Here is a 23,986-nt window from a genome sequence, read left to right as displayed (position 1 = left end):
AGGCCCCATAGGTAAGTTCGCGGGGTGTTACAATGGGTTTGCGGGGTGCATAGGGAAGTAGCGGGTCGCCTCGTTCCTGGCCTCCTCTCCGAGAGAGAGGCCGGCGGCTGCTAAACCGGCTCTCCTCATCAGTAGCTCGTTCTGGCACGCGAACTATAACGTTCGCGCTACTGATGCGCGGTGCGATAGGCTGTAAGAGGGAGAGTACTTACTGCTGGCTAGCGCGGAAGAGCTTCTGTTTTTCTTCCTTGGAAAGGCTCTCGTAGCCCGAGCGCGAGATTTTGTCGAGGATGTTGTCGATTTCGTCTTGCAGCGGCTGGTTGGCCATGGCTGGTTTTTTGCCGCTGCTCGAAGACGTGGCGGCTACCGGCTCGGGGCGGCGGCTGGTGCTGCTTACGCGCATGGCCGGCCGGCTGCTGAACAGGTTGCTGAACCAATTGCCCACGGCTTGTATGGGGCGGCCGAGGTCGCGGCCAGCTTGCAGCTGCTTGATGAACACGAAACCGAGCAGGGCGCCACCCAGGTGAGCAATTTCACCGCCGGGATTGCCACCGTTGACGCCGGCCAGGGAAATAAGCACTACCACGGCCGCAATCCACTTGATTTTGACGGGACCGATGAGAATGAGCATGAACGTGTAGTCGGGCAGCAGCGTGGCGCCGGCCACGATGATGGCCGTGACGGCGGCCGACGCCCCAATCATTGGCGAACCCACGGCGGGCTGAAACACGGGCACCAGGTTGTAGCTCAGGAGGAAAACTGTGGCCCCGGCCAGCGCACCCAGTATGTAGATGCTCACGAGGCGACGGTCGCCCAGGTACTCACGTACCAACTGCCCGAACCAATAAAGATTCAGCAGGTTGAATAGGATATGAAAGAAGCCTTCGTGGGTGAAGGCGTAGGTCAGCACCGTCCAGGGATGCCGGAGGAGGACGGGCAGGGCCGAGGACAACTCGAACTGCCGCAGCACGGGCGGGTAATAGCCACTGGCGCTGCTGATGGTGAGAATGGCGCGCAAGACAATGAGGCCTGCGAATACCAGCACATTCAGCAAGATGAGCTGAATGAGGGCATTATCGCGGCGACTGAAAGCAGTGCGGATATCTTGAACAATGCTCATAGCAGGGATTAAACGGATTCAGCGAATTTTCCGGACCAGCCGGTGAATTAATGATTCATTATTACTTAGTAAAACCTTTCCCGGCCGCTCTCCCAGAACTTGAGCACGATAAACCCAATCAGCAGCCCACCGAGGTGGGCGAAGTGGGCCACGTTGTCGCCGGGCGTGCGGTGAACGCCTGAATAGAGTTCATAGGCCGCATAGAGAAACACAAAATACTTGGCTTTGATTGGAAACGGGAAAAATAACAACATGAGTTCGGTGTTCGGGAACAGATAGGCGAAGGCGAAGAGGATGCCGAACAAAGCCCCGGACGCCCCCAACATGCCGTTACGTGCGTTGTGCACTTCGCTCACTACGCCATCCACGGCGCTGGTAGCGGCGTTGATGTACTCCTGGTTTTGCGGATTGCGCTGCAAGGCGCCAGCCAGCGTCTCATAGCCCGTTGCTTCGGGGAAATAATCACGGAAGAAATTAGCAAAATCCGCCCCGCTGGGCGAGCGGTGAAACTCTTGCCGGGCCTGCTCCATCTTGTTCATCTCATAGGCCCGCACCCCTTCATAGAGCAGCCCGGCCCCGACCCCGCAAATCAGCCAAAACGTGAGAAACCGCGAGGCTCCCCACCGCTGCTCCAGCAGCGGCCCAAATGAAATCAGGCCAAACATATTGGAGATAAGGTGCCCCCAGCCACCGTGCAGAAACATGTAGGTGAAGAACTGCCACGGGTAGAAATACGGCGAACCAATCGGGTAAAGACTACCGACTTGCGTAATGAGGGGAAGCAGGCTGGTTTGGGCCAAAAAAAACACAACGTTCACAATAAGCAGGTTGCGAACGGTAGGGGTGAGATTAAACATGAAGCGAATTTAGAGCGCCGCGGGAGCTTCGCGGCCAAGGCTTACTTACGGAAGAAATCGGCCAGTTGCTGGCCGTCGAGCAGCACCAGGGTTTTGCGGCCATCGGGGGTGTAGCCGGGGGTTTGGCAGGCGAAGAGACGGTCGGCCAGGGCGTTGAGCTCGGCTTCGGGCAGGCGGGTAGCGGACGTGCTCGCGGCTACGCGGCGGGCCAGGGCGCGGGCCAGGCTTTCGCTTTGGTCGAGCTTAAGGGGGCCGGCCGTGGTCCGGAATTGCTCAATCAGGCTTTCCAGAAGGTCCTTTTCGTCCTGCGGGGGCATGCCGGCCGGGATGGCTTCGACGGCAATGGTATTGGGGCCGAACTCGGTGAAGATGAACCCCAGCGCGTGCAGCGGCTCGGTAAGTTCGCGCAGCACGGCGAAATCCTTGGGATTGAACGTGACGGTGCGGGGAAAAAGCAGGGTTTGCGAGCTCCCCACGGCCCGGCTCAACTCCTGCCGATACTGCTCATACAGAATCCGCTCGCGGGCCGCTTCCTGGTCGATGAGCAGCACGCCCGACTTCACGGGCACCAGCACGAAGCGCTGCTGCACCTGCACGGCCCGGCTAACTCCCCCGCCACTCTCCCGGGCCGATGCGGGCCGGGCCGCCTGAGGCTCGGGGCTGGCCAAACCCAAAGAGAAATCGCCGGAGCCGGTGGTCGGGCTGCCGGAGCGAGCCATCTCCGGCTCGCCAATGGCTGGGGCGGCGGAGCGGCGGGCTGGGTCATTGTCAAGCGTCGATTCATCGCGCACGGGCTGGCCCAGCTCGCGGTAAAATGCCTCCAGCTCACGGCGGGCCTGCTCGGTTGGGCGGGGCGGGAGCTGGCGCTCGTAGCCATCGCGGCGGGTGTCGGCGTTAAAATTGGGGAAGCCTGACGGACCCGCGGGCACCCGCGCAGCCGCCGCTAAGGCATCGGGGCGGTGGCCATCGGAGTCGGCCGCCCGGGCAGCCGAGGTGGCGGCGGGCAGGTGGTCGTTGGCCTCCGTGGGTACCCCGCCGGTGCCCTTACCGGCCCGCAGCGGACGGATGGGCGCAAAGTTCACATCGCCGTCGAAATCCAACGACGGCGCGATATTGTGGATACCCAGACTTTGCTTTACAGCCGCGCGCACCACGGCGTAGACGGTTTTCTCGTCCTCAAACTTTATTTCCGTCTTGGTGGGGTGCACATTGATGTCGATGGCCTTCGGGTCCAGTTCCAAAAACAGCACGTAGAACGGGTGAGTGTCGCGCGCCAGAAGGCCCTCGTAGGCCGCCAGCACGGCGTGGTTGAGGTAGGCCGAGCGAATGAAGCGGTTGTTGACAAAGAAGAACTGGTCGCCCCGGCTTTTCTTGGAAGACTCGGGCTTGCCCACGAAGCCGCGCACCGAAATGGAGTGCGTTACTTCCTCGCAGGCGGCCAGCTGTTCCTTGTAGCCATTGCCTAGCAGCGCCACGATGCGCTGGCTCAGCTTGCCGGCCGGCAGGCCGAATACTTCCAGCTCGTTTTGGTACAGCGAAAAGGCAATCTGCGGATTGGCCAGCGCCACGTGCTGAAACTCGTCGAGGATGTGCCGCATTTCCACGGCATTGCTCTTGAGAAAGTTGCGCCGCGCCGGCACGTTGAAGAACAGGTTCTTGACCGAAATACTGGTGCCGTCGGGGCAGGCGGTGGGCTGCTGGCTGGTTACCTGCGAGCCTTCCACGAGCAGCAAGGTGCCGGTATCGTGTTCGCGCTGCTTGGTGCGAATTTCAACCTGAGCCACGGCCGCGATGCTGGCCAGCGCCTCGCCCCGGAAGCCGAGGGTGCGAATGCGGAACAGGTCTTCGGTCGAGCGGATTTTGCTGGTAGCGTGACGCTCCAAGCTCATGCGGGCATCGGTGGGCGACATGCCGGCGCCGTTGTCCACTACCTGCACGAGCTGCTTGCCGGCCTCTTTTACAATAAGTTGAACCTGGGTAGCTCCGGCATCGACGGCGTTTTCCAGCAGCTCTTTCACCACCGAGGCAGGACGCTGCACCACTTCGCCGGCCGCAATTTGGTTGGCGAGGTATTCGGGAAGCAGTTGAATGATATCAGGCATAGAAAGTAACGCATGCTTGAGCTTGCGCCAAGGAAATCGGGTGAGCTAACCGGCACGGCTACAAGTGGAAGCGTGCGCTACAATAACCGTAACCCAGTCGCGTTGTAAACCCGTGACAGGGTTTTTTGCGTACCTTCGCGGCTAAATAGCGGAATTCCAGCATGAAATTTTATGGCAATTACCATAATCATTTCGCGCCGCAACCGGCTTGTATTTGGAACCTCCAAACCTAGCCGGCGGGTTCCGCTGCTACCCACGACAAAAGTACGGCCCCCGCGGTCCGTTTGCCTCTTGAACCAACCCACCAACCCGACGGGGCTGATGCGCATCCCTTTCCAGCTTAGCATTGCGGCATTGTTGCTAGCAGCGGGATTGTTGCTGTCGTTTTCCGAAATAAAAAAACTGCCCGCCGACCCGCTGCCCGCCTCTCCTACCGAGATGGCCTGGGTCGATAGCGTCTTCAATTCGCTCACGCCTCAACAGCGCCTGGGCCAGCTGTTTATGGTGGCTGCATATTCCAATAAAGACCGCAGCCACGTCGACCGCATCGAGCGGCTAGTGCGCAACCAGAGCATCGGCGGGGTCATGTTTTTGCAGGGCGGCCCCAAGCGGCAAGCTCTGATGACCAACCGCTTGCAGGCTGCCGCCAAAGTACCGCTGCTCATTGCCATGGACGCCGAGTGGGGCCTCGACATGCGCCTCGACTCCTCGGCCCACTTCGCCAAGCAGATGACGCTGGGCGCCATGGACGACCCCAAATATGTGTACCAGATGGCGCGCGACATTGCCCGCAAAATGCGGGCCCTGGGCGTACACATCGACTTTGCGCCGGTAATCGACGTGAACTCCAACCCCGGCAACCCGGTGATTGGTAACCGCTCGTTTGGTGAAGACCAGGAGCGGGTGGGCAGGCTCGGCGTACAGTATATCAAGGGCTTGCAGGATAACAATATCATGGCCGTGGCTAAGCACTTTCCCGGCCATGGTGACACGGATACTGATTCGCACGTGGCCCTGCCGGTTATCAATACCGACCTGGCCCGCCTCACAAAAGTGGATTTGGTGCCCTTCCAACAGTCGTTTGAAGCTGGGGTGATGGGCGTAATGGTGGCCCACCTCTACATGCCACTCTTCGACACGACCGATGCCAAAACCACGACCCTGTCGCGTGCGCTGGTAACGGACCTGCTGAAGGATAAGATGGGCTTCAAAGGCCTGGTATTCACCGATGCACTCAATATGAAGAGCGTGAGCAAGCTTTACAAGGATGGTGAACTCGATGCTATGGCGCTGGCCGCCGGCAACGATGTGCTACTGTTCTCGGAGGACGTACCGGCCGCGCTGCTGCGCATTCAGGAAGCCGTGACGGCGGGCAAGCTCAAGCAGGAAGATTTGGACCTGCGCGTCAAGAAGATTTTGCGGGCCAAGTACTGGGCCGGGCTGGCGAAATACCGGCCTACCAACCTTGCTACGCTGCACGACAGCCTAAACTTACCTGGCTCCAAACTGCTGGCTCAGAACATTTTTGAGCACGCCGTGACGGTAGTTAAAAACGACGACAAGCTCCTCCCCTTTCAGCGGCTTGATACGCTCCGGATTGCGGCCATCACCATTGGTACGCAGGCGGAGGGACCGTACGCCACTATTTTCAATAAGTATCAGCCCGGCCCGGTGTACGCCGTGCCCAACCGCTACGCCGACGACAGCACGTTTGCCCGCATTGCCACCCGCCTGCAAGGCTACAACGTGGTGGTAGTGAGCTTGCACAACATGAACAATACCCCCAGCCACAACTATGGCATCGGCGATGGGGCGCTGAAATTCATCAAGCAGCTTCAGGCAAACAGCAGCTTCAAAACGGTGGTGGTAGCCATGGGCAACGCCTACGGCATGAAATACCTGGAAGCCGCCCGCACGCTGGTGTGCGGCTACGAGGACCACTACGCGGCACAGCTGGTGGTACCGCAGGTACTATTTGGAGCTCTACCGGCGCGGGGGAAACTGCCCGTCACGGTATCGCCTACCCTGAAAATTAATACCGGCATTGCCACGGCCGACCTACGCCGCCTGCACTATGCCACGCCCGAAAGCCAGGGGCTAAACTCCCGCGTGCTGGCTCAGATTGACAACATTGCCCTCGAAAGCCAGACCTACGCTGCCGCGCCCGGGTGCCAGGTTTTGGTGGCTAAAAATGGGACCGTGGTATTCGACCAAAGCTACGGCTACTGCACCTATGACCAGTCGCAACCCGTGACGAGCAGCACGTTATACGACCTGGCCTCCGTGACGAAAGTGGCGGGCACGCTGCAAGCCGTAATGTACCTCAAGGACCAGGGCAAGCTTAACCTCGAAGCGAAAGTTGCCACCTACCTGCCCGAACTGGCCCGTACCAACAAGCGCGACATGACCATCCGGGACGTGCTCTTGCACCAGGCCGGCCTCAAGCCAGGCATCCCGACCTGGGAGCGCACCATTAATAGCAACGGCCTCAAACCGACCTTTTACGCCAGCATCCGCTCCGATGCTTTCCCCAACGAGGTGGCGCCCGGCGAGTACAGCACCAAGGCTGCTGATGACTCGGTGTGGGCCTGGACCATGCGCTCCAGCTTGCTCCCAAAAATCAAGGGCAAGTACCCCACTGAGTATTCCGACCTGAGCTTCATTGTGATGAAGCGGGTTTGCGAAAAGATTCTCAAGCAGCCGATTGAGGGCTTTTTGCAGGCTACTTTCTACGGCCCGCTCGGGCTGGGCAGCATGACCTACAATCCCTTGCAGCGCTTTCCTAAAAGCTGCATCGCGCCCACCGAAAAGGATACTTACTACCGCCGCGAGCAGCTGCAAGGCACCGTACACGACCAAACCGCCGCCCTCGTCGGTGGCGTCGGTGGCCACGCCGGCCTATTCGCCACGGCCAACGACCTGGCCGTGCTGATGCAGATGAACCTGCAAAACGGCAACTACGGCGGCACCCGTTACTTCCAGTCGCCGGTAGTTACGGAATTTGCCCGGCCCCAAACGGTTGGCAGCCGCCGCGGCCTGGGCTGGGACCACGGCGACCCCAGCAAGCCCGAAGGCCCCACCAGCAACCTCGCGCCGGCCAGCACCTTCGGCCACACGGGCTTCACCGGCACCTGCGTGTGGATGGACCCTGATAATCAGATTCTCTACATCTTCCTCTCCAACCGCGTGTACCCCGATGCCGGGAACAATAAGCTGCGGCAATACAACATCCGCACCCGGATTCAGGAGGTGATTTATAAGTCGCTGGCGGCGCGAAAGTAGCAAAGCATCCTTCTGTACTAAACCGACTGCCATCTACACAACTCTTTGAGCAGTCGTTGGGGTTAGCTAAAACAGGGTATTTCTCCACTGTTCCAAAGACTTTTTGCTACCGCAAACAGCTTCTTAGACTGTGGCACACCCTAGCAACCTTCTAAAAAGGCAAGGTGAGTCTGTTCAAATCCATCACTTTTGGCGACACTGGCCAAGTCCGGAAGAAGCCATGATCAGCCTGCTCACAGTGGAAATCAAAGCTCTTTATCCCGCTCATGAGGTAATTAGGAACTACGTCGCCTATTACTATTTGTTTAATCCGGATAAGTACTGCCTGAACGAATTCTATTTGGCCTATCCCCACATCAACACCCCGCTCTTCTTTTACAGCAAAACAAGTATCCGAGCTAGTGGGCGCCATATTCGCTACACCGATACCACGGATTCGGAAATACAAGTCGGTATCATTGGCCGGTCTCTTCAGCCCTACCACTGTACCGTAGACGGCTGCTTTAGTAACGTTACCATTGTCTTCAAGCCCCTAGGGATAAGTCAGTTTGTCAACGTCCCGTTCGGCACGATGGCCAAGCGCCCCTTCCAACGTTTTTTCGGTTGGGAGCAGTTTTCCGGTCTCCTCCAGAACTTGCTAGGAGAACAGGATGACGAACTGCTCGTCAGTAAGCTCGACCAATTTTTACTGTCTCGCTATTCTCCTGTTCAGGAGCCGCTGGTCGAACGGGCAGTGGCGTTGCTGACTGCCGAGGAAGCCTCCCATGACGTGGGCGAACTAGAGCACCTGTTAGGGTGCAACCGAAAGACCCTTTTTCGACTGTTTCAGAAGCATTTGGGGTGCTCCCCAACCGGATTCAAGCGGATTGCCCGGTTTCGCAACGCTTTAGAGAAACTTCAAGATAGAAGCCTAACCCTGACGCAAGCTGCCTACGAAGCTCACTTTTACGACCAAGCCCACTTCAGCAAAGAAGTGAAAAAGCTTACCGGAGACGCTCCTCAACACCTGTTGAGTAAAGCGGCTTACGCTAGCAACAGCCCTTTCTTTATACACGTAAAAAAAGGTAGTCATGTCCCCGATGTACAAGGGCAAACCTGCAATAATGCCTAGGTTTGTGGCATGACTTTATTAATCAACACTCCTGACAGCCACCCGGATTTCCCCTCCCGGAAGAGGTGGGTGCCCACAAGGAATGTTTCTCGGCCGGGTCGCTATCTGAAGCCCCTTCTGCTACTGCTGCTGCTGGTAAGCCTTATCGGTGGCACTGCTCCGGTAGCACTAGGGCAAAAAGTTATTGAGAGAAAAGAACCACTCGCGCCCGGCCAACGGGTCGTACTTAACTTGCGGCCGGCCAGCAACATTACGATTCGTCCGGGACGGGGACAGGAAATAACGCTTCGCGCGACGGTTCAAATCAACCAAGGCAAGCTCAACGAGGCGCTGCAAGTCCTGGTAGAACACACGGCCGAGGAGGTTCGACTAACGACGCGTTACGACGAGAACTTGATTCGCAACGGCCAAGCTGCCGATTGTCCGGCCGGGACTCCGGCTACCACGCTGTGTTGCGGCGGGACTGAAAAGGAAGTAAGCTACACGCTGTGCAGCGATATCAACTACGAAATAACGGTGCCTGCTACGGCCGCCTTGCAAGTGCGCACTATCAGGGGTAATATCACGGCGACCGGGCTGACGGGTTCGGTGCAGGCCAAGTCTATCCAAGGTTTTGTTAGCGTGGATTGGGCCCCGGCACAAGCGGCCACCGTCACGCTACGCACTTTCAAAGGGCAGGTGCACAACGACCACGCCCTGGCGGAGGTAGTGCCGCGTAAACCAGCCTCTTCGTCTGCTTTCATTTTGCGGGGCACCCTGCAAGGTGGCGGTCCCGCCGTGCGCCTGGAGTCGAACGAGGGCGACGTGTTTTTTCGCCGACGGAAGTAACTCTCAAAGCAATCAGATAGCCCGAACCAACAGCCACTGCCAGTCGCTGCGAAGCGGCTGATTTTCTTCTCATACCCTTCCATGAAGCTCTCATCACGCACTACAGGGCTCCTTGGGCTCCTGCTGTTTCTGAGCCTGTCGCTACAGGCACAAGACACCACTGCGGTGGTCAACTGGCTGAAGAAGCAAGCCAAGCCTTTGCGCACAGTGGAACCCGGCACGGCCAACCAAGACTTGGCACCCGTCGGCAAGGCGATTGGGCAGTGCCGCATTGTGGCTATGGGAGAAGCTACGCATGGCACGCGCGACTTCTTTCGCATGAAGCACCGCGTGTTCGAATACTTAGTTCAACACAAAGGTTTCACGGTGTTTGGGATGGAAGCACCGTTCACGGAGGGAGTGAAACTAAATGAGTACATCCGCAACGGCACCGGCGACCCGGTGGCTATCATACATACCATGTATTGGTGCTGGGAGACGGAGGAGGTGTTGGACCTGGTGCAGTGGATGCGGGCCTACAACCTAGATTCCAAACACCAGCATAAGCTCTCGTTCTTGGGCTTCGACCCACAGGGGGCAATATCGGAGGGCTTCCCCGAGTTACAAACGTATTTCCGCCGGGTGAACCCCGCTTACGTAGCCTATTGCCAGCAACTGGATACGCTGGTTAATAGTCAGGTTAAGAAACTGCGCAGCGAGCAGGAGCAGCAGAAGCAGGAAGCCCGGCGTAACCGCGACGTGGTGCAACCGCGCCTACAGGCGGTGCTTGATACCTTGCAGCGCAACCGAGTTTCTTACACGGCGCGCTCCTCACGGGAGGAGTGGGAAATCGCCGAGCAAACGATGAAAGGCATCTTGCGGGCTTATACGAACGCCTTCCTGCCCAATCAGGGAGCGCAGGAGCAAGCGCGGGACCTGGGCATGCTCGAGAATGTGCGCTGGATGCTCGAGCAACAGGGGCCGCGCAGCAAAGCTTTGTTATGGGCGCACAACAGCCACGTAAACAGCGACAGTACGTACCGTCCTCCTTTCATACCCGAAGGGTCACCCACTCCCAGACGGCTCGGGACGAACCTGCGAAAAGCGTACCCCAAGGACTGTTACATCATTGGTTTCGAGTTCAACCAGGGGGATTTCCAGATAAATTTTCTCACTCCAGGAAACCGGCCTAGCCTACAAAAACTTACGCTGAATGCGGCTCCGGCGGGCACTTTAGCCCATACGTTGGCCCAGGTGCGCATACCACTCTATTTTGTAGTCTTAGACCAACGGAACAAGCAGCCCGAAGCGGTACGACAATGGCTGACCAGCCCTCAAAAGGCCCATCAGTACGGCGGCGGCATGTCCCCTTCCGCTCCTCGCAGCTTTGAGCAAATTAGACTGACAAACAGCTATGATGCGCTAATTTTTGTGGACACAACTCACCGGGCAGTTCCGTTGCCCGTAACGTCGGCCCGCTGACTAACCATCTAGCAAGCGCCTCTGATTCCTATCCTATCTTGGTAGGTATAACTGATAGCAAGCGGTAAAAACAAATAATCTTTTCTCGTCGATCCAAAGGGGGGCAGTAGCAGTGGAGAGCATCAAAAAGTGTGGGGCAGTAGGGAGGAAACCATCTTACGAGTTAACTTGGTAAGGCGTACTTGTCGGTGAAGGCCATGACCCAACCACTGCTCGTAGAGGTCCGCACCAAGGTGCTCAACGAGGACTGGAAAGATTGTTTTCGCCAGCAGTACCCTGGCTTTCGGCCAGTGCCAGCGGAGTTGTGAGAACCCGACAAGCATACATCGACTTCGTGGAGCACCTGGTGCCCACGGTAGACGCGCTGAATGACTGGCTGCCTACCCTGCGCGACGTGGCCCCGGCCCACCTCGAAAAGCTGCGGGCGCTGGGGCCTCGGGCCAACTGGTCGGCCGAACCCTACGCCGGTGTCTTTCGGCACTACGTCACCGAGCGCCGCCGCGTACTGCTGGAAGACTACATGGCCGAACACCTCTCCGCCGCCGACTTCGCCGAATGGGTGGGCTCCTTTAGTAGGGAGATGCTGCATAGCATGACCAGAAAAACCTAGTTCCCTCCCCCATCGGCGCGGGGCTACTGGCCGAACACCCGCCGCCAACACCCCCTTTTGGCCTCCCCGGCTCAAGCAGGCGCTTTTGCAGCTCACCCAACTGCTCGTTTAAGCTCCGTACCAGTTCCGCAATGCGGCCGAAGCCCGGGAAGAATGGCGCTGCCCCTGGTCCCTGGCCTCACTGGATTCCGCGCCTTGAGGGGCGAAGCGTAGGGTGGGCAGAGCCGCCGAGGGTCGGCTTGTGCATAACGTGGCCTGCATAACAGTACATTATGCAGGCCACGTTATGCACAAGCCGACCCTCGGCGCCTTACTTTTGGCCCCATGCCTGCCTTTGCCCCGCGCCCCCGCCACGGCCTCACCGAAACCGTCCGCGCCCACTTCGGCCTTAGCCAGCAGGCGCTGGCCCGGCTGCTGGGCTGCCACCAAGCCACCGTAGCCCGCGACGAGGCTGGCCAGCTGCCGCTACGGGGCGGGGCGGCGGCCCGGCTCGACGCGTTGGCCGCCCTCGTGCCCGAAGCTCCTGAGCCCGCCCCGCCGCCCGTCCCCGACCCCGGCCCGTTGCGGACCCGGCTGGCCGCCTGCCGCCACGCGCTGGCTGCACTGGCCCGGCCCGTGCCCCCCGGGCGGCAGCGGGCGGCCGCGCAGCCGGCCGCCGCCGCCCGCCGCCTGGCTGCCGCCGCCGCCGTGCCCGCCAGTCTGGCCGCCGCCGCCGTCCGCTACCCACTGCCGCCGGGCCGCGCGGCGCTACAGGCCGGGCAATGGGCCCTGCTGCTGAGCGAGGCCCGCCTAGCACCCAGCGGCCCGGCAGCGGCCGCTGCCGTCCTCCGCGATGCCCGCCACGCCGGCCTGCTGGCCGAAGTCGCGGTTCTGGAAGCGGCCCTGGAAACGGCGGGCAGCGGGTAGCTGCCGGCTACAAGCGCCTAGGGGCAACGCGCCCTGGGAAGTTTGGCGCCCGGGCCCTACATTAGCCTCGGGGCTTCACCATTGGCCCCGCTCTTATCGCATGCCTACTACCTACGAAGAAATTGTGGCCGAGCTGGCTACCCCTGCCGAGTGTGACGACCTGACCGCCTACTTGACTGCCGACCGGGCGGCGGCCATCTTCCTGCAAAGCAGCGCCACGCAGTCGCTCAACAACTACGCCCCGGCCCCGGCCCGCGCCACCGAAATCGCGGACCTAACGACGAGCATCGCCGCCGACCAGGCCGCGCTTCCCAGCATTGCCGACGTCAAGCGCCGCCTGCGGGCCGAGCGCGACATCAACGACCAGGAGTCACGCCTGCTCACCCTGCGCCAGCAGGCCCTTACCCAGGGTGGTGATGACCGCGCCCGCCGCCTCATCGAACGCAACCAGGCCGAGCGCCGCATTGCCGACGCCGACGCCCTGCTGCCCCTCATCGCCGCCCGCAAACCCACCCTGTAGCCGTGCGTCGGTTCACCGCTATTCCAACACGTTCGGCCCCCACGGGCCGAACGTTTTTTTGGGCGCCGGTACGCCCTATTTTGCCTCCGGCGACGGGAAAGGCGAAGGAGTAGCTAGCGTCGCCGGGGCAGCGCCGCCAGTTCAACGTGCAGGTAGGCAACGCATACAAGACCAACCGCTTCTGTCATATTGACTGATAGTCTGCTGCCTGTATCAGCAGTGGCCGATTGGACCTATTACCTCTCAGACGATGACAACCGACCCAACCCAGACGCAAAAAACCGGCTTCGTTTTAGGCGGCCGCTTTTCTATCGCCGCCTTCCCAGCAGGTATTCGGAAGTCTGAGTAAATGCTCCTTTTAATGGCTTTACCAGTTAAGTATATCAACGACTCGCCTTTGGGCGTAGGTGACAATTGTGCTGGGCTTGGGCGTGGCTGCTCTAAATGCGAGCAGCACACGTATGACGGACCCTGAGTGGCATGATGTCTTCGGCCGGAATGCCTGAAGCTACGCGCCGTGCACCATTTGGCCGGCTCATCCGTCATTGCAACAAACCTACGGCTTTGCGGTTGGCTAAGCGCAAACGCATTTCTCTATGAACATTGGTATCGTCTGTTATCCCACTTTTGGCGGCTCGGGCGTAGTAGCCACGGAGTTGGGCAAAGCCCTGGCCCAGCGCGGCCACCGCGTGCACTTCATTACCTACAGCCAGCCGGTGCGGCTTGATTTTTTCAACGAAAATCTCTTCTACCACGAGGTTTACGTGCCAGCGTACCCGCTTTTCCAATTTCCGCCCTACGAGCTGGCGCTGACCAGCAAGATGGTCGACATCGTGCAAAACGAGAAACTGGACGTGTTGCACGTGCACTATGCCATCCCGCACGCCTCGGCTGCCTTCATGGCCAAGCAGATTCTGCGGACGCGTGGCATCCATATTCCGGTGGTAACCACCTTGCACGGCACGGACATCACCCTCGTGGGCAAGGACGCCAGCTTTGAGCCAGTCGTCACGTTCAGCATCAATCAGAGCGACGGTGTGACGTCGGTTTCGGCGGATTTGCGGCGCGAAACCTACGAGTATTTCGCTGTAGAGAAGGATATTACAGTCATCCCCAACTTCATCGATTTGCAGCGCTTTAAGAAGCAGCAAAAGAGCCATTTCCGCGCGGCCATTGCCCCCGATGGCGAAAAATTGCTGGTGCACACCAGCAACTTCCGCACCGTGAAGCGCGTGGAAGACGTGTTGCGCATTTTCGTGGGCGTCCGGGAGCAGATTCCGGCCAAGCTACTGCTGGTGGGCGACGGCCCCGACCGGAACCGCATGGAAAAGCTGGCCCGCGACCTCGACGTGCACCGCGACCTGCGCTTCCTGGGCAAGCTCGAAGCTGTGGAGGAAGTACTCAGCGTGAGTGACTTGTTCCTGATGCCTTCCGAAAATGAAAGCTTCGGCCTCGCCGCGCTCGAAGCCATGGCCTGCGAGGTGCCCGTGATAAGTACTAACGCCGGGGGCATCCCGGAATTGAACGTGCACGGCGTGACGGGCACCATCAGCGAAATCGGCGACGTGCCCGATATGGTCAAAAATGCCCTCTACGTGCTGGCAGACGAGAACCTACCGCGCTTCAAAGCAGCCGCTCGGACGCGCGCCGAGGAGTTTGCCATTGAGAAGATTGTACCACTGTACGAAGAGTGTTACCAGCGGGCAATTGATGCGGTGAGAGTAACAGTATAACCTACACAGCGTTAGCACCACCTCAATTCGCACCAAATACAGTTTACAGTAGGATATCCGCTACTTCGCGCCAGTTGTGTACCCGGCGGAAGCGGGTTTCGTGCACATTGTGGGGTGCGTCGAATAACAACCCTTCGCCCCGAAAACCATCAAAATTGTAAGCGTTGTCGTCGATGAGGTAATCGGCGTTCAGAATGCTTTTGTCGCCGCAAAACACGAAGTTGCGCCACGAGATAAACGGGAAATGCTGCTGTAGCCAGTTGTATTTGTCGAGAAAAGAACCGGGAAACTCCATCGCGGCGGTGGTGATGAACAGCTCGTAGCGCTGCGCCAATTCTGCTAGCACCTCTTGACTGTCCTTGATGACGGGCAAGTCGCGAAAAAAACCTTCTGTGCTTGGGTAAGCGCGCAGGGCGGCTTGGTGCTCCGGCGCTACCGCGTCGACCAAGCGCTTTCCATGCATAGCTTCCCGGGTCAGCTCTAGTTGAAAATCACGGCCATACCATTCCTGAAACCGGGAGATGGCGTCGGCAATTACCTCATCCATATCCACAGCCAGACGTTTCTTATTCACAACATCCATAACTAACCTGTTATTTCCGGTTTGCGGCTGAGCGTTAAAACAGTCCGGCGGCCTCATTTTTCACCACGGCCAACGCCTGCGCCGTCGGCTCGGCCCCGTCCATCATCAGGCCTTCCAGAATGCGCTTGGCTAGCTCGGTGCCGCGCGACTGGGCGGGGTTCGGCAGGCCGTGGAAAGCACGGTTGACCATCGTCAGCACGTTTTCCTTGGCTTCTTTAACCGTCGTCCAGGCATCGGCGGAGATGTAGAGCTGCTGCGAGAGGTTGTGCTCATATTCAGCCCGGATTTCCTGTTGGAGCAGGCGGTGAAACTCGGGCGCGGTGGAGCCCGCGCTGCTCAGGCGGACAAGAATATTATTGGGCGAAATGCGCTCCAGAAATAGAACGATGCGTTCGTAGGCTTGCAAACGCAGGGGCAGCGTGGACTTATTGCTTTCCAAGCGTAGCTCGATGAGGCGGCGCTGCTGCTCCTTTTCCAGAAACTGGCGGAATAAGAGGAAAATGGCGCCGGCGACGATGAGGGCCGGCAGAATAATCTTGAGCAGGTCGAAGAAATAGGTGGTCGAATCCATAATTTAGAATACCAGGCGGCTTGGCGAATTATCATACTACCAGCTGACGACGTCGCGGGTTGCGAGAAATCCAACGATGCCGGTGGAGAAGAATTATAAGCACTGTACTTACCAAGGCGGTGCCTGGTGGGAGCGGCGCAAACTTACGCCGTGAACCGCCGGCCCCCAACTGCTGTTTCTCTCCCAGTGCGACGATGCGGCTACTCCGCCTGCGGCCGTATCTTTGTAATCCACCTGTCTTTAAATCATCTTTCGTTATGGCTGCTGTTGCCACCCTCGCTCCCATTAGCCTCACCGACCGTGCTCTGGTTGAGGTGAAAAATATTATTCAGGAAAAAAACGTGCCCGCTGATTACGGCCTGCGGATTGGCGTGCAGGGCGGCGGCTGCTCGGGGATGAGCTACCTGCTCGGCTTCGATAAGGCCAAGGATGCTGATGAAACCTACGACCTCGACGGCCTAAAGCTCATCATGGATAAGAAGCACGCCATGTACGTGCTCGGCATGGAAGTCGACTTCCAGGATGGTCTCAATGCCCGCGGCTTTGTTTTCAACAACCCCCAGGCCAAGAGCACCTGCGGCTGCGGTTCCTCGTTCTCAGCCTAATAATCAGCTGTTTTCGCGAAGCAGACGTACAGCTTGCTGAGACCTGATTCTGTTATTGAGTGAAGCCCTGGCCAGCTGGCCGGGGCTTTTTCGTTTACTTTCGCGCCGTCGGTTTCACGTATTTTCTGCTCAATGCGCCCATTATTTTTACTACTTGTATTGCTGATGGCCGTCACGGCCCAGGCGCAAAAATTCAGCTCCGCGGAGTTGAGCCGCTGGCAGCAGCAGGCCAAACAAGTTACCATCGTGCGAGATACCTGGGGCGTGCCGCACATCTATGGCAAGACCGATGCCGACGCGGTATTCGGCCTGCTCTACACGCAGTGCGAGGATGATTTCGACCGCGTCGAAATGAACTACCTCGACGCCATCGGCCGCCTGGCCGAAGTACAGGGCGAAACCGCCCTCTACCACGACCTGCGGGCCCGCCTCTTTATGGATAGCACGCAGGCGCTGAGCATCTACAAAAAGAGCCCGCCCGACCTCAAGAAGCTGCTTAACGCCTTCGCTGATGGCACCAACTACTACCTCGCCACCCACCCCACGGTGAAGCCCCGACTGCTGCGCCGCTTCCGACCCTGGATGCCGCTGATGTTCAGCGAAGGCAGTATTGGCGGCAATATCAACGGGGTTTCGATAGAGCGGCTGAAGGCGTTTTACAGTCAGAAGAAGTCCAGCTCGTGGATAGACACGGACATCGAGAAGAAAGACCGCGAACCCGTTGGCTCCAACGGCTTTGCCATTGCGCCCGCCAAAAGCAGCAGCGGCCACGCCCTACTGCTCATCAACCCGCACACCTCGTTCTATTTCCGTTCCGAAGTGCAGATGGTGAGCCAGCAGGGGCTGAATGCCTACGGCGCCGTCACCTGGGGTCAGTTTTTTGTATACCAAGGCTTTAATGAGAATTGCGGCTGGATGCACACTTCCAGTAATGCCGACTCGATGGACGAGTACCTCGAAACCATTGAGCAGAAAGGCAGCAACTTTTACTACAAGTACGGCTCGAAGCTGCGGCCTGTACAGAAGCAAAAAGTGCTGCTGCCTTACAAAGTCAACAATAAGATTCTGCGCAAGGAATTCACGATTTACCGTACGCATCACGGCCCCATCGTGGGGCAGAAGGCGGACCGGCAGTGGGTGGCCGTGCGCATGATGAACGACCCGCTTCACGCGCTGCAGCAGTCTTACCTCCGCACCAAGGCGGCCGACTACGCCAGCTTTCAGGAGGTGATGAAGCTGAACGGCAATGCCAGTAATAACACGGTTTTTGCCGATACCAAGGGCAGTATCGCCTACTGGCATGGCAATTTCATGCCGAAGCGTGACGCCAAATTTGACTGGAGCCAGCCCGTGGACGGCAGCGACCCAGCCACCGAATGGCAGGGCTTCCATCCAGTGAGTGAGCTGGTGCAGGTGTACAACCCCGCCAGCGGCTTCATTCAGAACTGCAATTCCACGCCGTTCACCGCGGCGGGCGCCAGCAGCCCGGAGCCCGCCAAATACCCCAAATACATGGCGCCTGATGCCGAAAACTACCGGGGCCTCAACGCTGTGCGCGTGCTGAACAGCAAATCCATATTCACGCTCGATACCCTGATTGCGGCCGCTAATGACCCGCACCTCACCGCATTCGATGAGTTGATTCCGGCACTGCTGAGCGCCTACAGCACCTATTCCGCGAAAAAGACCAACCCGCAGACGCCCGCTATGACCGAGGCCATTGAGCTGCTCCGCACTTGGAACCGCGGCTACAGCAAAACCTCCGTGGCCCAAACCGTGGCCATATACTGGGCCGAGCGCCTGCTGGCCAAAGCCCGGGCCCGTATTCCATCGGCCCAGCCGCAGCTCGACTACATCAGCTTCACCCAGTATGCTATCAAGCAAGCAACTACTCAGGAACGCATAATCACCCTTACCGAAGCTCTCGACGACCTCACCCGTGACTTTGGCACTTGGAAAATGCCCTGGGGCGAAATAAATCGCTACCAGCGCCTGACCGGCAAAATAGAGGAAGCCTACGACGACCAGCAACCCAGCCTGCCGGTGGCCTTCACGTCTTCGTCCTGGGGTTCGTTGGCGGCCTTTGGAGCCCGAAACTACCCAGGCACCAAAAAGCGCTACGGCAGCGTGGGCAACAGTTTTGTGGCCGTGGTAGAGTTTGGGCCGCGCATCACGGCCCGCTCCGTGGTCACTGGCGGCCAGAGTAGCCAGCCCGGCACCCCGCACTTCACCGATCAAGCTGATTTATTTTGCAATGGCCGCTTCAAGGAGGTCCGTTTTTACCCCGAGGATGTAAAGGCGCACGCCGAAAAGACGTACCATCCGGGCGAATAATCATCCCACCTCACCCCTTCTTCTCCCACATGGACATCAAATATCTCTCCGACGCCAAAGGCAATATCACCGGTGTATTCATTGAAATTGAAGAGTGGAAGCGCCTGCAAAAGCAGTACAATATCAGCGAGCAAACACCCGCCGATTCTGGCGCCCAACTGCAGCAGGAACTAGCCGAAGCATTGAAAAAGGTGAAGCCAGAGGACACCGGCAACTGATTTGCTGGCGAAGCTCCGTTAGAGCTTCGCCCCCTGATTCTGAAGCTATTTAAGTAAAAGAAAAGCCTGCTTTTGAGCAGGCTTTTCTTTTTCACTATCTATATAAAACCGGGGCCTTTTTAGAGACCAATCAAGAGATTAGCGCCCGAAATCATCCTGCACACGCACAATGTCGTCCTCATCCGAAGGCTGGTTGGCATCGGTGTGCTGCCAGATTTCGGCTAGCACGCCCCAGTCTTTCAGGCCCACTAAGCGGTGCCGTTCGCCCTGCTTGAGCACGATACGCTCGCCAACCTGGTAGCTTTTTACCTCGCCCTGCTCATCGGTGTCGCTGGTGGCTACACCCACGGGGCCTTGCACTACTTGCCAGATTTCGGCGCGGCGGTGGTGGTACTGCCACGACAGCCGCTGATGCGGCGCTACAAGCAACACCTTAGGGCTCAGCTTACCGGAAATCCGCAACTGGTCCACTGGCAGGCCATTGAAGTAGGTGTCGGCAAATTGCTGGGCCTGGTCTTCATCGATAACGAAAAAGCCGCCCCAAGGCCGCGTCGGGTCTTCCTTGGCAATAGTAAAGCCTTGCTCCTTGAGCTGCGTGGCCACTTGTTGAAAGAGGGCTTGTTTTTGAGAATTATTGTCTGGCATGAATTCGCGGTAAGAGGTTTGTTCAGTAAGCTTGAGGCTGCAATTTAGCAAGCCGCCCAATGCCAGCTCTGAATGGCAGCTCACCGCATAGTAGAGTGCTTGCTACAACTACATATGATGGATGAGTTACGCCGAAATTTCGAGTTTCTCTAGCTGCATAAAGCTGCTTCTATCTCGAACTTTCGAGTCTCCCATTCAGTCACAATTCCACGTTCTGCTACTCGGAATTGCGGTAAAACTTCTCAGCTTACTTGGTGGGCGCGGCACTCAGCCACATTGTTGCTTCTGCTTGACTGAAATACCAAGCCAATTGATTAGTCAAGCACTGCCGACAGTCAGCCGAAATTGTAGGAATAACCGATAGCCTGTAAGTCTTCCTCCAACTGCGACCAGTCTTCCAGCTCATCCACGATGGCTAAAACCATAGTCTTGGTCAGTGGCTCGCCCCGGTAGATTTGAGCGACGGCACCTACATTGATGGGCGACCGGTCGGTATCCTCCCCATAATACTCATCGGCCCACTCCGCGTAGGTTTCGGGCTGGCCATCAAAAATATAAAGTAGTTCCTCCGAGCCGTCGTCCTCACTTTCCACCACGCCGGTTTGCCAGCCGTGCTCGGCAGTATACCACAGGCAGAACGTGGTGCCAATAGAATTGACAGGCTCCCCAAACATGAAGTCATCAAAATACGCTGGTAGCCCGCGCGTTACCTGCCCTTTGGCGGGCTGGTCATATTCGTGGAGGAAACCATTTATCACGCAGCCTTCGGGGCGGAACAAAATCAGCATTTCGTCCCCTTCACCGTCGCGCATTGTGAGCACTTCTTCGCCTTCGGCCCACTCCGCGTTGTAGGAATAGTAGCGGTATTCCCAGTCCTGCGAATTAATGGCGTCGAGCACGGCCAACGCCTTGCAAAGACTTTTCAAAGCGGCTGCGTCGGGTAGGGCGCTGTAGTCTTGAGTAGAAATCATGAGAAGAATGGTTCAGGATTCGATGCGAGCACGGCTAGGTGTAACGTAAGGACTAAAAGGAAAGATGGCGTAGCGGGCTTCGCTCCCAACCTTTTCTTTGGCCCATCCTCTAATACGACTTGCTCGCATCGGCTGGCACCACTACCACGAAATCAGCCAGGTTCACCTGCTCCTTATCGAGTTGCTGAAGCTGGTCCTGGGTTACCACACTGATGGTTTTGACGCGGAGCTTGGGCGCGTACTGGCGCAGGTAAGCCACAATGCCGTCGTGGTGGTCGGAATGGTAGCTGCCGTTCAGGTGAAGCAGGGTTTGGCCCTCCTGACGGCTCTTGCCGATGAAATGGGCCATCGTGGCATCCTTCAATGCTTGGGCCTGAATAATGTTCTGGGCGCCTCCGCCGTGGGTTTTGCTGTCGCCGCCGAACATAGCGGCCATTTTTTTGTAGCCGGGCAGCTCATAATCCACTTTCAGGGGTAGCGGGGCCAGTAGGGCACGGTCGTTGGCCGGCAGCTTATCGAGTGCCTTGAGGCTGCCCCGCGCTACGGCCTGCGCAAACGGACGCGGGGCATTGGTGCCAACGACGGGAATTTTATTTTCGCGGGCAAACAGCAGCAGCGGGCGGTAGTCGGTGGCGTAGTTGGGCCACGGGCGGCCTTGGCGCTCGAGGGCCGTATCGGCGAGAGTACCGGCGGCATACTGTGCCACCAGCGGCTGCACATCGCGCTCAAACATTTCCATGCCTAGCACGAATTGGCCGGGCTTTTTCAGCTTCTGCAGGTCCTTGGCTACTTGCAGTTCCAGCCAATGGGCCATCACGTCGTTGTGCTGCTCGCCGAAGAGCACCACGTCGGCCTGCGCCAGCTCACTCAGCATCTGGTCATAATCCGCGGGCTGGCCGGCGGCGGTGAAGAGGCGGTAAGCGGGCCGGTCGCCAACGAAGGCGGAACTGGTTAGCGCGAGGCAAAAAATAAGGAGTGCGCGGAATGCTGGAATTTTCATGCTAAAAAGGCGTCCTGCGAAGCTTATCAAAGCACCTTTACTGCAGCAGTAATTACTGTACGCAGTGAAGACACCTTGACAAGCTCAGCATGACGTTTTATGTTCCTTTTTCTATCCTTTATAAAACATCCATTTCGACAATTCTTTATATGATACTTTTTTGCCATACATCAAAATACCAACCCGGTAGATGCGGGCCGCCACCCAGGTTACCCCCACAAAACCGGCAATCAGCAGCGCCCCTGATAGTAGCAACTGCCACCCGGGCACGCCGAAAGGCAACCGCATTACCATGGCGATGGGCGAAGTGAAGGGAATCATCGACAGCCAGAAAGCCAGTGGACCGTTGGGGTCGCCATTGATGATGACGTTGATGCTGACCACATAGCTCAGGATGAGTGGCACGGTGACGGGGAACATGAACTGCTGCGCGTCGGTCTGGTCGTCCACCGCCGAGCCGATGGCGGCAAACAAGGCTGAGTACAGCAAGTACCCGCCTAGGAAAAAGAACAGGAACCCGCCGATGATGCTGCCAATGGGCAGGCCTTCCAGCACGCTCCACAAGCTAAACTGACCGGGCCGGGGGGCGACCGCCTCCGCGGTAGCCGGCGCAGCCGCTGCAGGGGCCTGAGCGGACGGGGCCGAAGCGGGCGCCGTCGACGTAACACCATGGCCGCTAGGGGCAGCGGTGCTTATGGACGGTTTGTCGGATTTGAGCAGCATTGGCACGACTACCGTGCTGATGCTCCACGACAGCGCCATCCACAGCCCGAATTGGGTGAGCACGACGCCGGCAATGCCCAAAATCTTGCCCATCATGAGCTGAAATGGCTTCACCGACGAAATCATTACCTCCATAATACGGCTCGATTTTTCCTCACTCACTCCGCGCATTACCTGCACGCCGTAGATGAAGATGAACATGTACACCAAGATGGAGAGGATGTAAGCCATGGCGGTAGTCACGCCCACATCGTTGCGCTTGCCGCCCAATTCGTCCAAGTTGATGGCCGTGAGCTCTACTCGGGCCTGCAGGTTGCTAATGGTTTCCTGCTTGAGGCCAGAGCGGGCCATTTTCAACTCACTCACGGCCTTGTTCACGGCCTTGCGAATGTTGTTCTGGCGGTTGAGCGACACGTTGCCTTTGCTCAGCACCTGAATGCCCTTGGTGCTATCGAGAGCAAACCCCGCTGGGAAGTTCAGCAGGGCTGCCTGCTTGGGCTTTGCTTTTTCGAACGCGGCCTGGGCCGTGGCCAGCGAACCCGCAGCGGCCGGTACAAAGTGCACGTCTTCGTTGTCCTGCAACTGCCCAAGCAGATTCAGGCCGCTTTCATCGTGCACGGCCACGGTATCGGGGCCGGAGGCAGAATTGAGCTTGCCAATGGCGATGCCCGAACCCACCATCAACAACGGGGCCAGGAGCGAAATGACTAGAAAGCTTTTTTTACGGACGCGGGTGAGGTACTCGCGTTGGATGATAAGCCAGATTTTATCCATGGTTTTGCAAAAGAAAGGATGAGGGGGAAAGCAGAATTCAGCGCGTACCGCGTTACGAAGCTATTTCGACCAGCGACTCCGGCATCGTTTCCCCGACCCGCCGAATGAAAATCTCATTGATGCTCGGAATGCGCTCGCGAAAGGCTTGTATTTCAAGCTGCGTCATAGCGAAGCGCAACAAGTCGTTGGGCGTGGCCCCGGCGTGGATTTGGATGCGGGCGTACACGTACCCGTTTTCACGCTCCTTCTGCTCCAGCACTTCAAAATCGGGGTGCGTGAGCATGAAGCGGCCCCGGCCTTCTAGCTCGTAGGTATTGGTTTTGAATTGGTTTTTGATATCGGTCACCGAGCCATCCAATACCTTTCGCGATTTATTTATCAGGGCAATGCTGTCGCAGAGTTCTTCCACCGATTCCATGCGGTGCGTGGAGAAAATAATGGTCGAGCCTTGGTCGCGCAAGGCCAGAATCTCGTCCTTAATCAGGTTGGCGTTAATCGGGTCGAAGCCTGAGAACGGTTCGTCCAGGATAATCAGGCTGGGCTGGTGCAGCACCGTGGCAATGAACTGCACCTTCTGCTGCATGCCCTTGCTCAGGTCTTCCACGTTCTTGCCCGCCCATTCCTTTATCTCGAACCGCGCCAGCCACTGCTTGATGCGCGCTGTAGCATCGGTCCGGCTCAGGCCGCGCAGCTGGGCCAGGTAGAGCAGCTGCTCGCCCACTTTCATCTTCTTATAAAGCCCCCGCTCTTCGGGCAAGTAGCCGATTTGGGCAATGTGCGAAGGGTTGAGTCGCTCGCCACGAAACCGGATTTCGCCGGAATCAGCCCCCGTAATCTGGGTGATGATGCGGATGAGCGAGGTTTTGCCGGCGCCGTTGGGGCCAAGTAAACCGAAAATGCTGCCCTCCGGAATGACGAGGCTCACACCAGACAGGGCGACGTGGTTGGCGTAAGCCTTGCGCACGTCGATGGCTTCGAGAATGGGGTTCACAGAAAAAGGGGTTAGGTGAGGAATTAAATGTAGAGGAAGGG

General features: G+C 58.1%; 21 protein-coding genes. 11 read left to right on the top strand and 10 right to left on the bottom strand.

Annotation, left to right across the window (positions count from 1 at the left end; translation table 11 throughout):
• Positions 1-208 precede the first annotated feature (208 nt).
• From WX88_RS04845 to mutL, 3 genes are all read right to left on the bottom strand, one after another.
• Positions 209-1,120 (bottom strand): rhomboid family intramembrane serine protease, encoded by a 912-nt coding sequence (locus WX88_RS04845; protein WP_046243218.1) that lies wholly within the window; start codon positions 1,118-1,120, stop codon positions 209-211.
• A gap of 65 nt (positions 1,121-1,185) precedes the next feature.
• Entirely contained in the window at positions 1,186-1,977 is a 792-nt protein-coding gene (locus WX88_RS04840; protein WP_046243217.1) for a rhomboid family intramembrane serine protease, read from the bottom strand.
• A gap of 41 nt (positions 1,978-2,018) precedes the next feature.
• On the bottom strand, positions 2,019-4,079 hold the full coding sequence (gene mutL, locus WX88_RS04835; RefSeq protein ID WP_046243216.1) for a DNA mismatch repair endonuclease MutL: 2,061 nt from the start codon (positions 4,077-4,079) through the stop codon (positions 2,019-2,021).
• A gap of 291 nt (positions 4,080-4,370) precedes the next feature.
• Between mutL and WX88_RS04830 the strand changes: the two genes are divergently transcribed.
• From WX88_RS04830 to bshA, 8 genes are all read left to right on the top strand, one after another.
• The gene (locus WX88_RS04830; protein WP_231590632.1) at positions 4,371-7,361 is read left to right on the top strand and encodes a glycoside hydrolase family 3 N-terminal domain-containing protein; all 2,991 of its coding nucleotides are present in this window, start codon (positions 4,371-4,373) and stop codon (positions 7,359-7,361) included.
• Positions 7,362-7,581: 220 nt separating this feature from the next.
• Positions 7,582-8,472: a helix-turn-helix domain-containing protein gene (locus WX88_RS04825; RefSeq protein ID WP_046243215.1), complete on the top strand. Its 891-nt coding sequence runs from the start codon at positions 7,582-7,584 to the stop codon at positions 8,470-8,472.
• A gap of 9 nt (positions 8,473-8,481) precedes the next feature.
• On the top strand, positions 8,482-9,300 hold the full coding sequence (locus WX88_RS04820) for a DUF4097 family beta strand repeat-containing protein (RefSeq protein ID WP_156175946.1): 819 nt from the start codon (positions 8,482-8,484) through the stop codon (positions 9,298-9,300).
• Between the two features lie 81 nt (positions 9,301-9,381).
• On the top strand, positions 9,382-10,761 hold the full coding sequence (locus WX88_RS27235; protein WP_052732357.1) for an erythromycin esterase family protein: 1,380 nt from the start codon (positions 9,382-9,384) through the stop codon (positions 10,759-10,761).
• 304 nt (positions 10,762-11,065) lie between these two features.
• Complete coding sequence (locus WX88_RS04810) at positions 11,066-11,371, top strand: hypothetical protein (protein WP_046243214.1); 306 nt, start codon at positions 11,066-11,068, stop codon at positions 11,369-11,371.
• A gap of 324 nt (positions 11,372-11,695) precedes the next feature.
• On the top strand, positions 11,696-12,277 hold the full coding sequence (locus tag WX88_RS04805; protein ID WP_046243213.1) for a helix-turn-helix domain-containing protein: 582 nt from the start codon (positions 11,696-11,698) through the stop codon (positions 12,275-12,277).
• A 100-nt stretch (positions 12,278-12,377) separates the two neighbouring features.
• Positions 12,378-12,797 (top strand): hypothetical protein, encoded by a 420-nt coding sequence (locus WX88_RS04800; RefSeq protein ID WP_046243212.1) that lies wholly within the window; start codon positions 12,378-12,380, stop codon positions 12,795-12,797.
• Positions 12,798-13,393: 596 nt separating this feature from the next.
• Positions 13,394-14,530 carry an N-acetyl-alpha-D-glucosaminyl L-malate synthase BshA gene (gene bshA, locus WX88_RS04795; protein WP_046243211.1) on the top strand — a complete coding sequence of 379 codons (1,137 nt, stop codon included), beginning with the start codon at positions 13,394-13,396 and terminating at the stop codon, positions 14,528-14,530.
• Positions 14,531-14,573: 43 nt separating this feature from the next.
• On the opposite strand, the gene WX88_RS04790 is transcribed toward bshA, so the two are convergent.
• Positions 14,574-15,104, bottom strand: coding sequence for a 5' nucleotidase, NT5C type (locus tag WX88_RS04790; protein ID WP_197076675.1), 531 nt, complete (start codon positions 15,102-15,104; stop codon positions 14,574-14,576).
• Between the two features lie 43 nt (positions 15,105-15,147).
• Complete coding sequence (locus WX88_RS04785; protein ID WP_046243209.1) at positions 15,148-15,684, bottom strand: DUF7935 family protein; 537 nt, start codon at positions 15,682-15,684, stop codon at positions 15,148-15,150.
• 257 nt (positions 15,685-15,941) lie between these two features.
• Between WX88_RS04785 and WX88_RS04780 the strand changes: the two genes are divergently transcribed.
• From WX88_RS04780 to WX88_RS04770, 3 genes are all read left to right on the top strand, one after another.
• Entirely contained in the window at positions 15,942-16,289 is a 348-nt protein-coding gene (locus WX88_RS04780) for a HesB/IscA family protein (protein ID WP_046243208.1), read from the top strand.
• Positions 16,290-16,421: 132 nt separating this feature from the next.
• Positions 16,422-18,623, top strand: a complete 2,202-nt coding sequence (locus WX88_RS04775; protein ID WP_046243207.1) for a penicillin acylase family protein — start codon at positions 16,422-16,424, stop codon at positions 18,621-18,623.
• A gap of 29 nt (positions 18,624-18,652) precedes the next feature.
• Positions 18,653-18,841, top strand: a complete 189-nt coding sequence (locus WX88_RS04770) for a hypothetical protein (protein WP_046243206.1) — start codon at positions 18,653-18,655, stop codon at positions 18,839-18,841.
• Between the two features lie 138 nt (positions 18,842-18,979).
• Here the strand turns inward: WX88_RS04770 and WX88_RS04765 are convergent, their stop codons facing one another.
• The 5 genes from WX88_RS04765 to WX88_RS04745 form a co-directional block, all read right to left on the bottom strand.
• Positions 18,980-19,486, bottom strand: coding sequence for a cupin domain-containing protein (locus tag WX88_RS04765; RefSeq protein WP_046243506.1), 507 nt, complete (start codon positions 19,484-19,486; stop codon positions 18,980-18,982).
• Positions 19,487-19,821: 335 nt separating this feature from the next.
• Positions 19,822-20,457, bottom strand: a complete 636-nt coding sequence (locus tag WX88_RS04760; protein ID WP_046243205.1) for a hypothetical protein — start codon at positions 20,455-20,457, stop codon at positions 19,822-19,824.
• Between the two features lie 109 nt (positions 20,458-20,566).
• Positions 20,567-21,457: a ChaN family lipoprotein gene (locus WX88_RS04755; RefSeq protein ID WP_046243204.1), complete on the bottom strand. Its 891-nt coding sequence runs from the start codon at positions 21,455-21,457 to the stop codon at positions 20,567-20,569.
• 111 nt (positions 21,458-21,568) lie between these two features.
• Positions 21,569-22,954 carry an ABC transporter permease gene (locus WX88_RS04750; RefSeq protein ID WP_046243203.1) on the bottom strand — a complete coding sequence of 462 codons (1,386 nt, stop codon included), beginning with the start codon at positions 22,952-22,954 and terminating at the stop codon, positions 21,569-21,571.
• A 52-nt stretch (positions 22,955-23,006) separates the two neighbouring features.
• Positions 23,007-23,945: an ABC transporter ATP-binding protein gene (locus WX88_RS04745; protein WP_046243202.1), complete on the bottom strand. Its 939-nt coding sequence runs from the start codon at positions 23,943-23,945 to the stop codon at positions 23,007-23,009.
• Positions 23,946-23,986 lie beyond the last annotated feature (41 nt).

The sequence above is a fragment of the Hymenobacter terrenus genome (genome assembly GCF_000972495.1).
In the GTDB taxonomy this organism is placed as follows: domain Bacteria; phylum Bacteroidota; class Bacteroidia; order Cytophagales; family Hymenobacteraceae; genus Hymenobacter; species Hymenobacter terrenus.
This window is presented reverse-complemented; position numbering and strand designations above follow the sequence as displayed.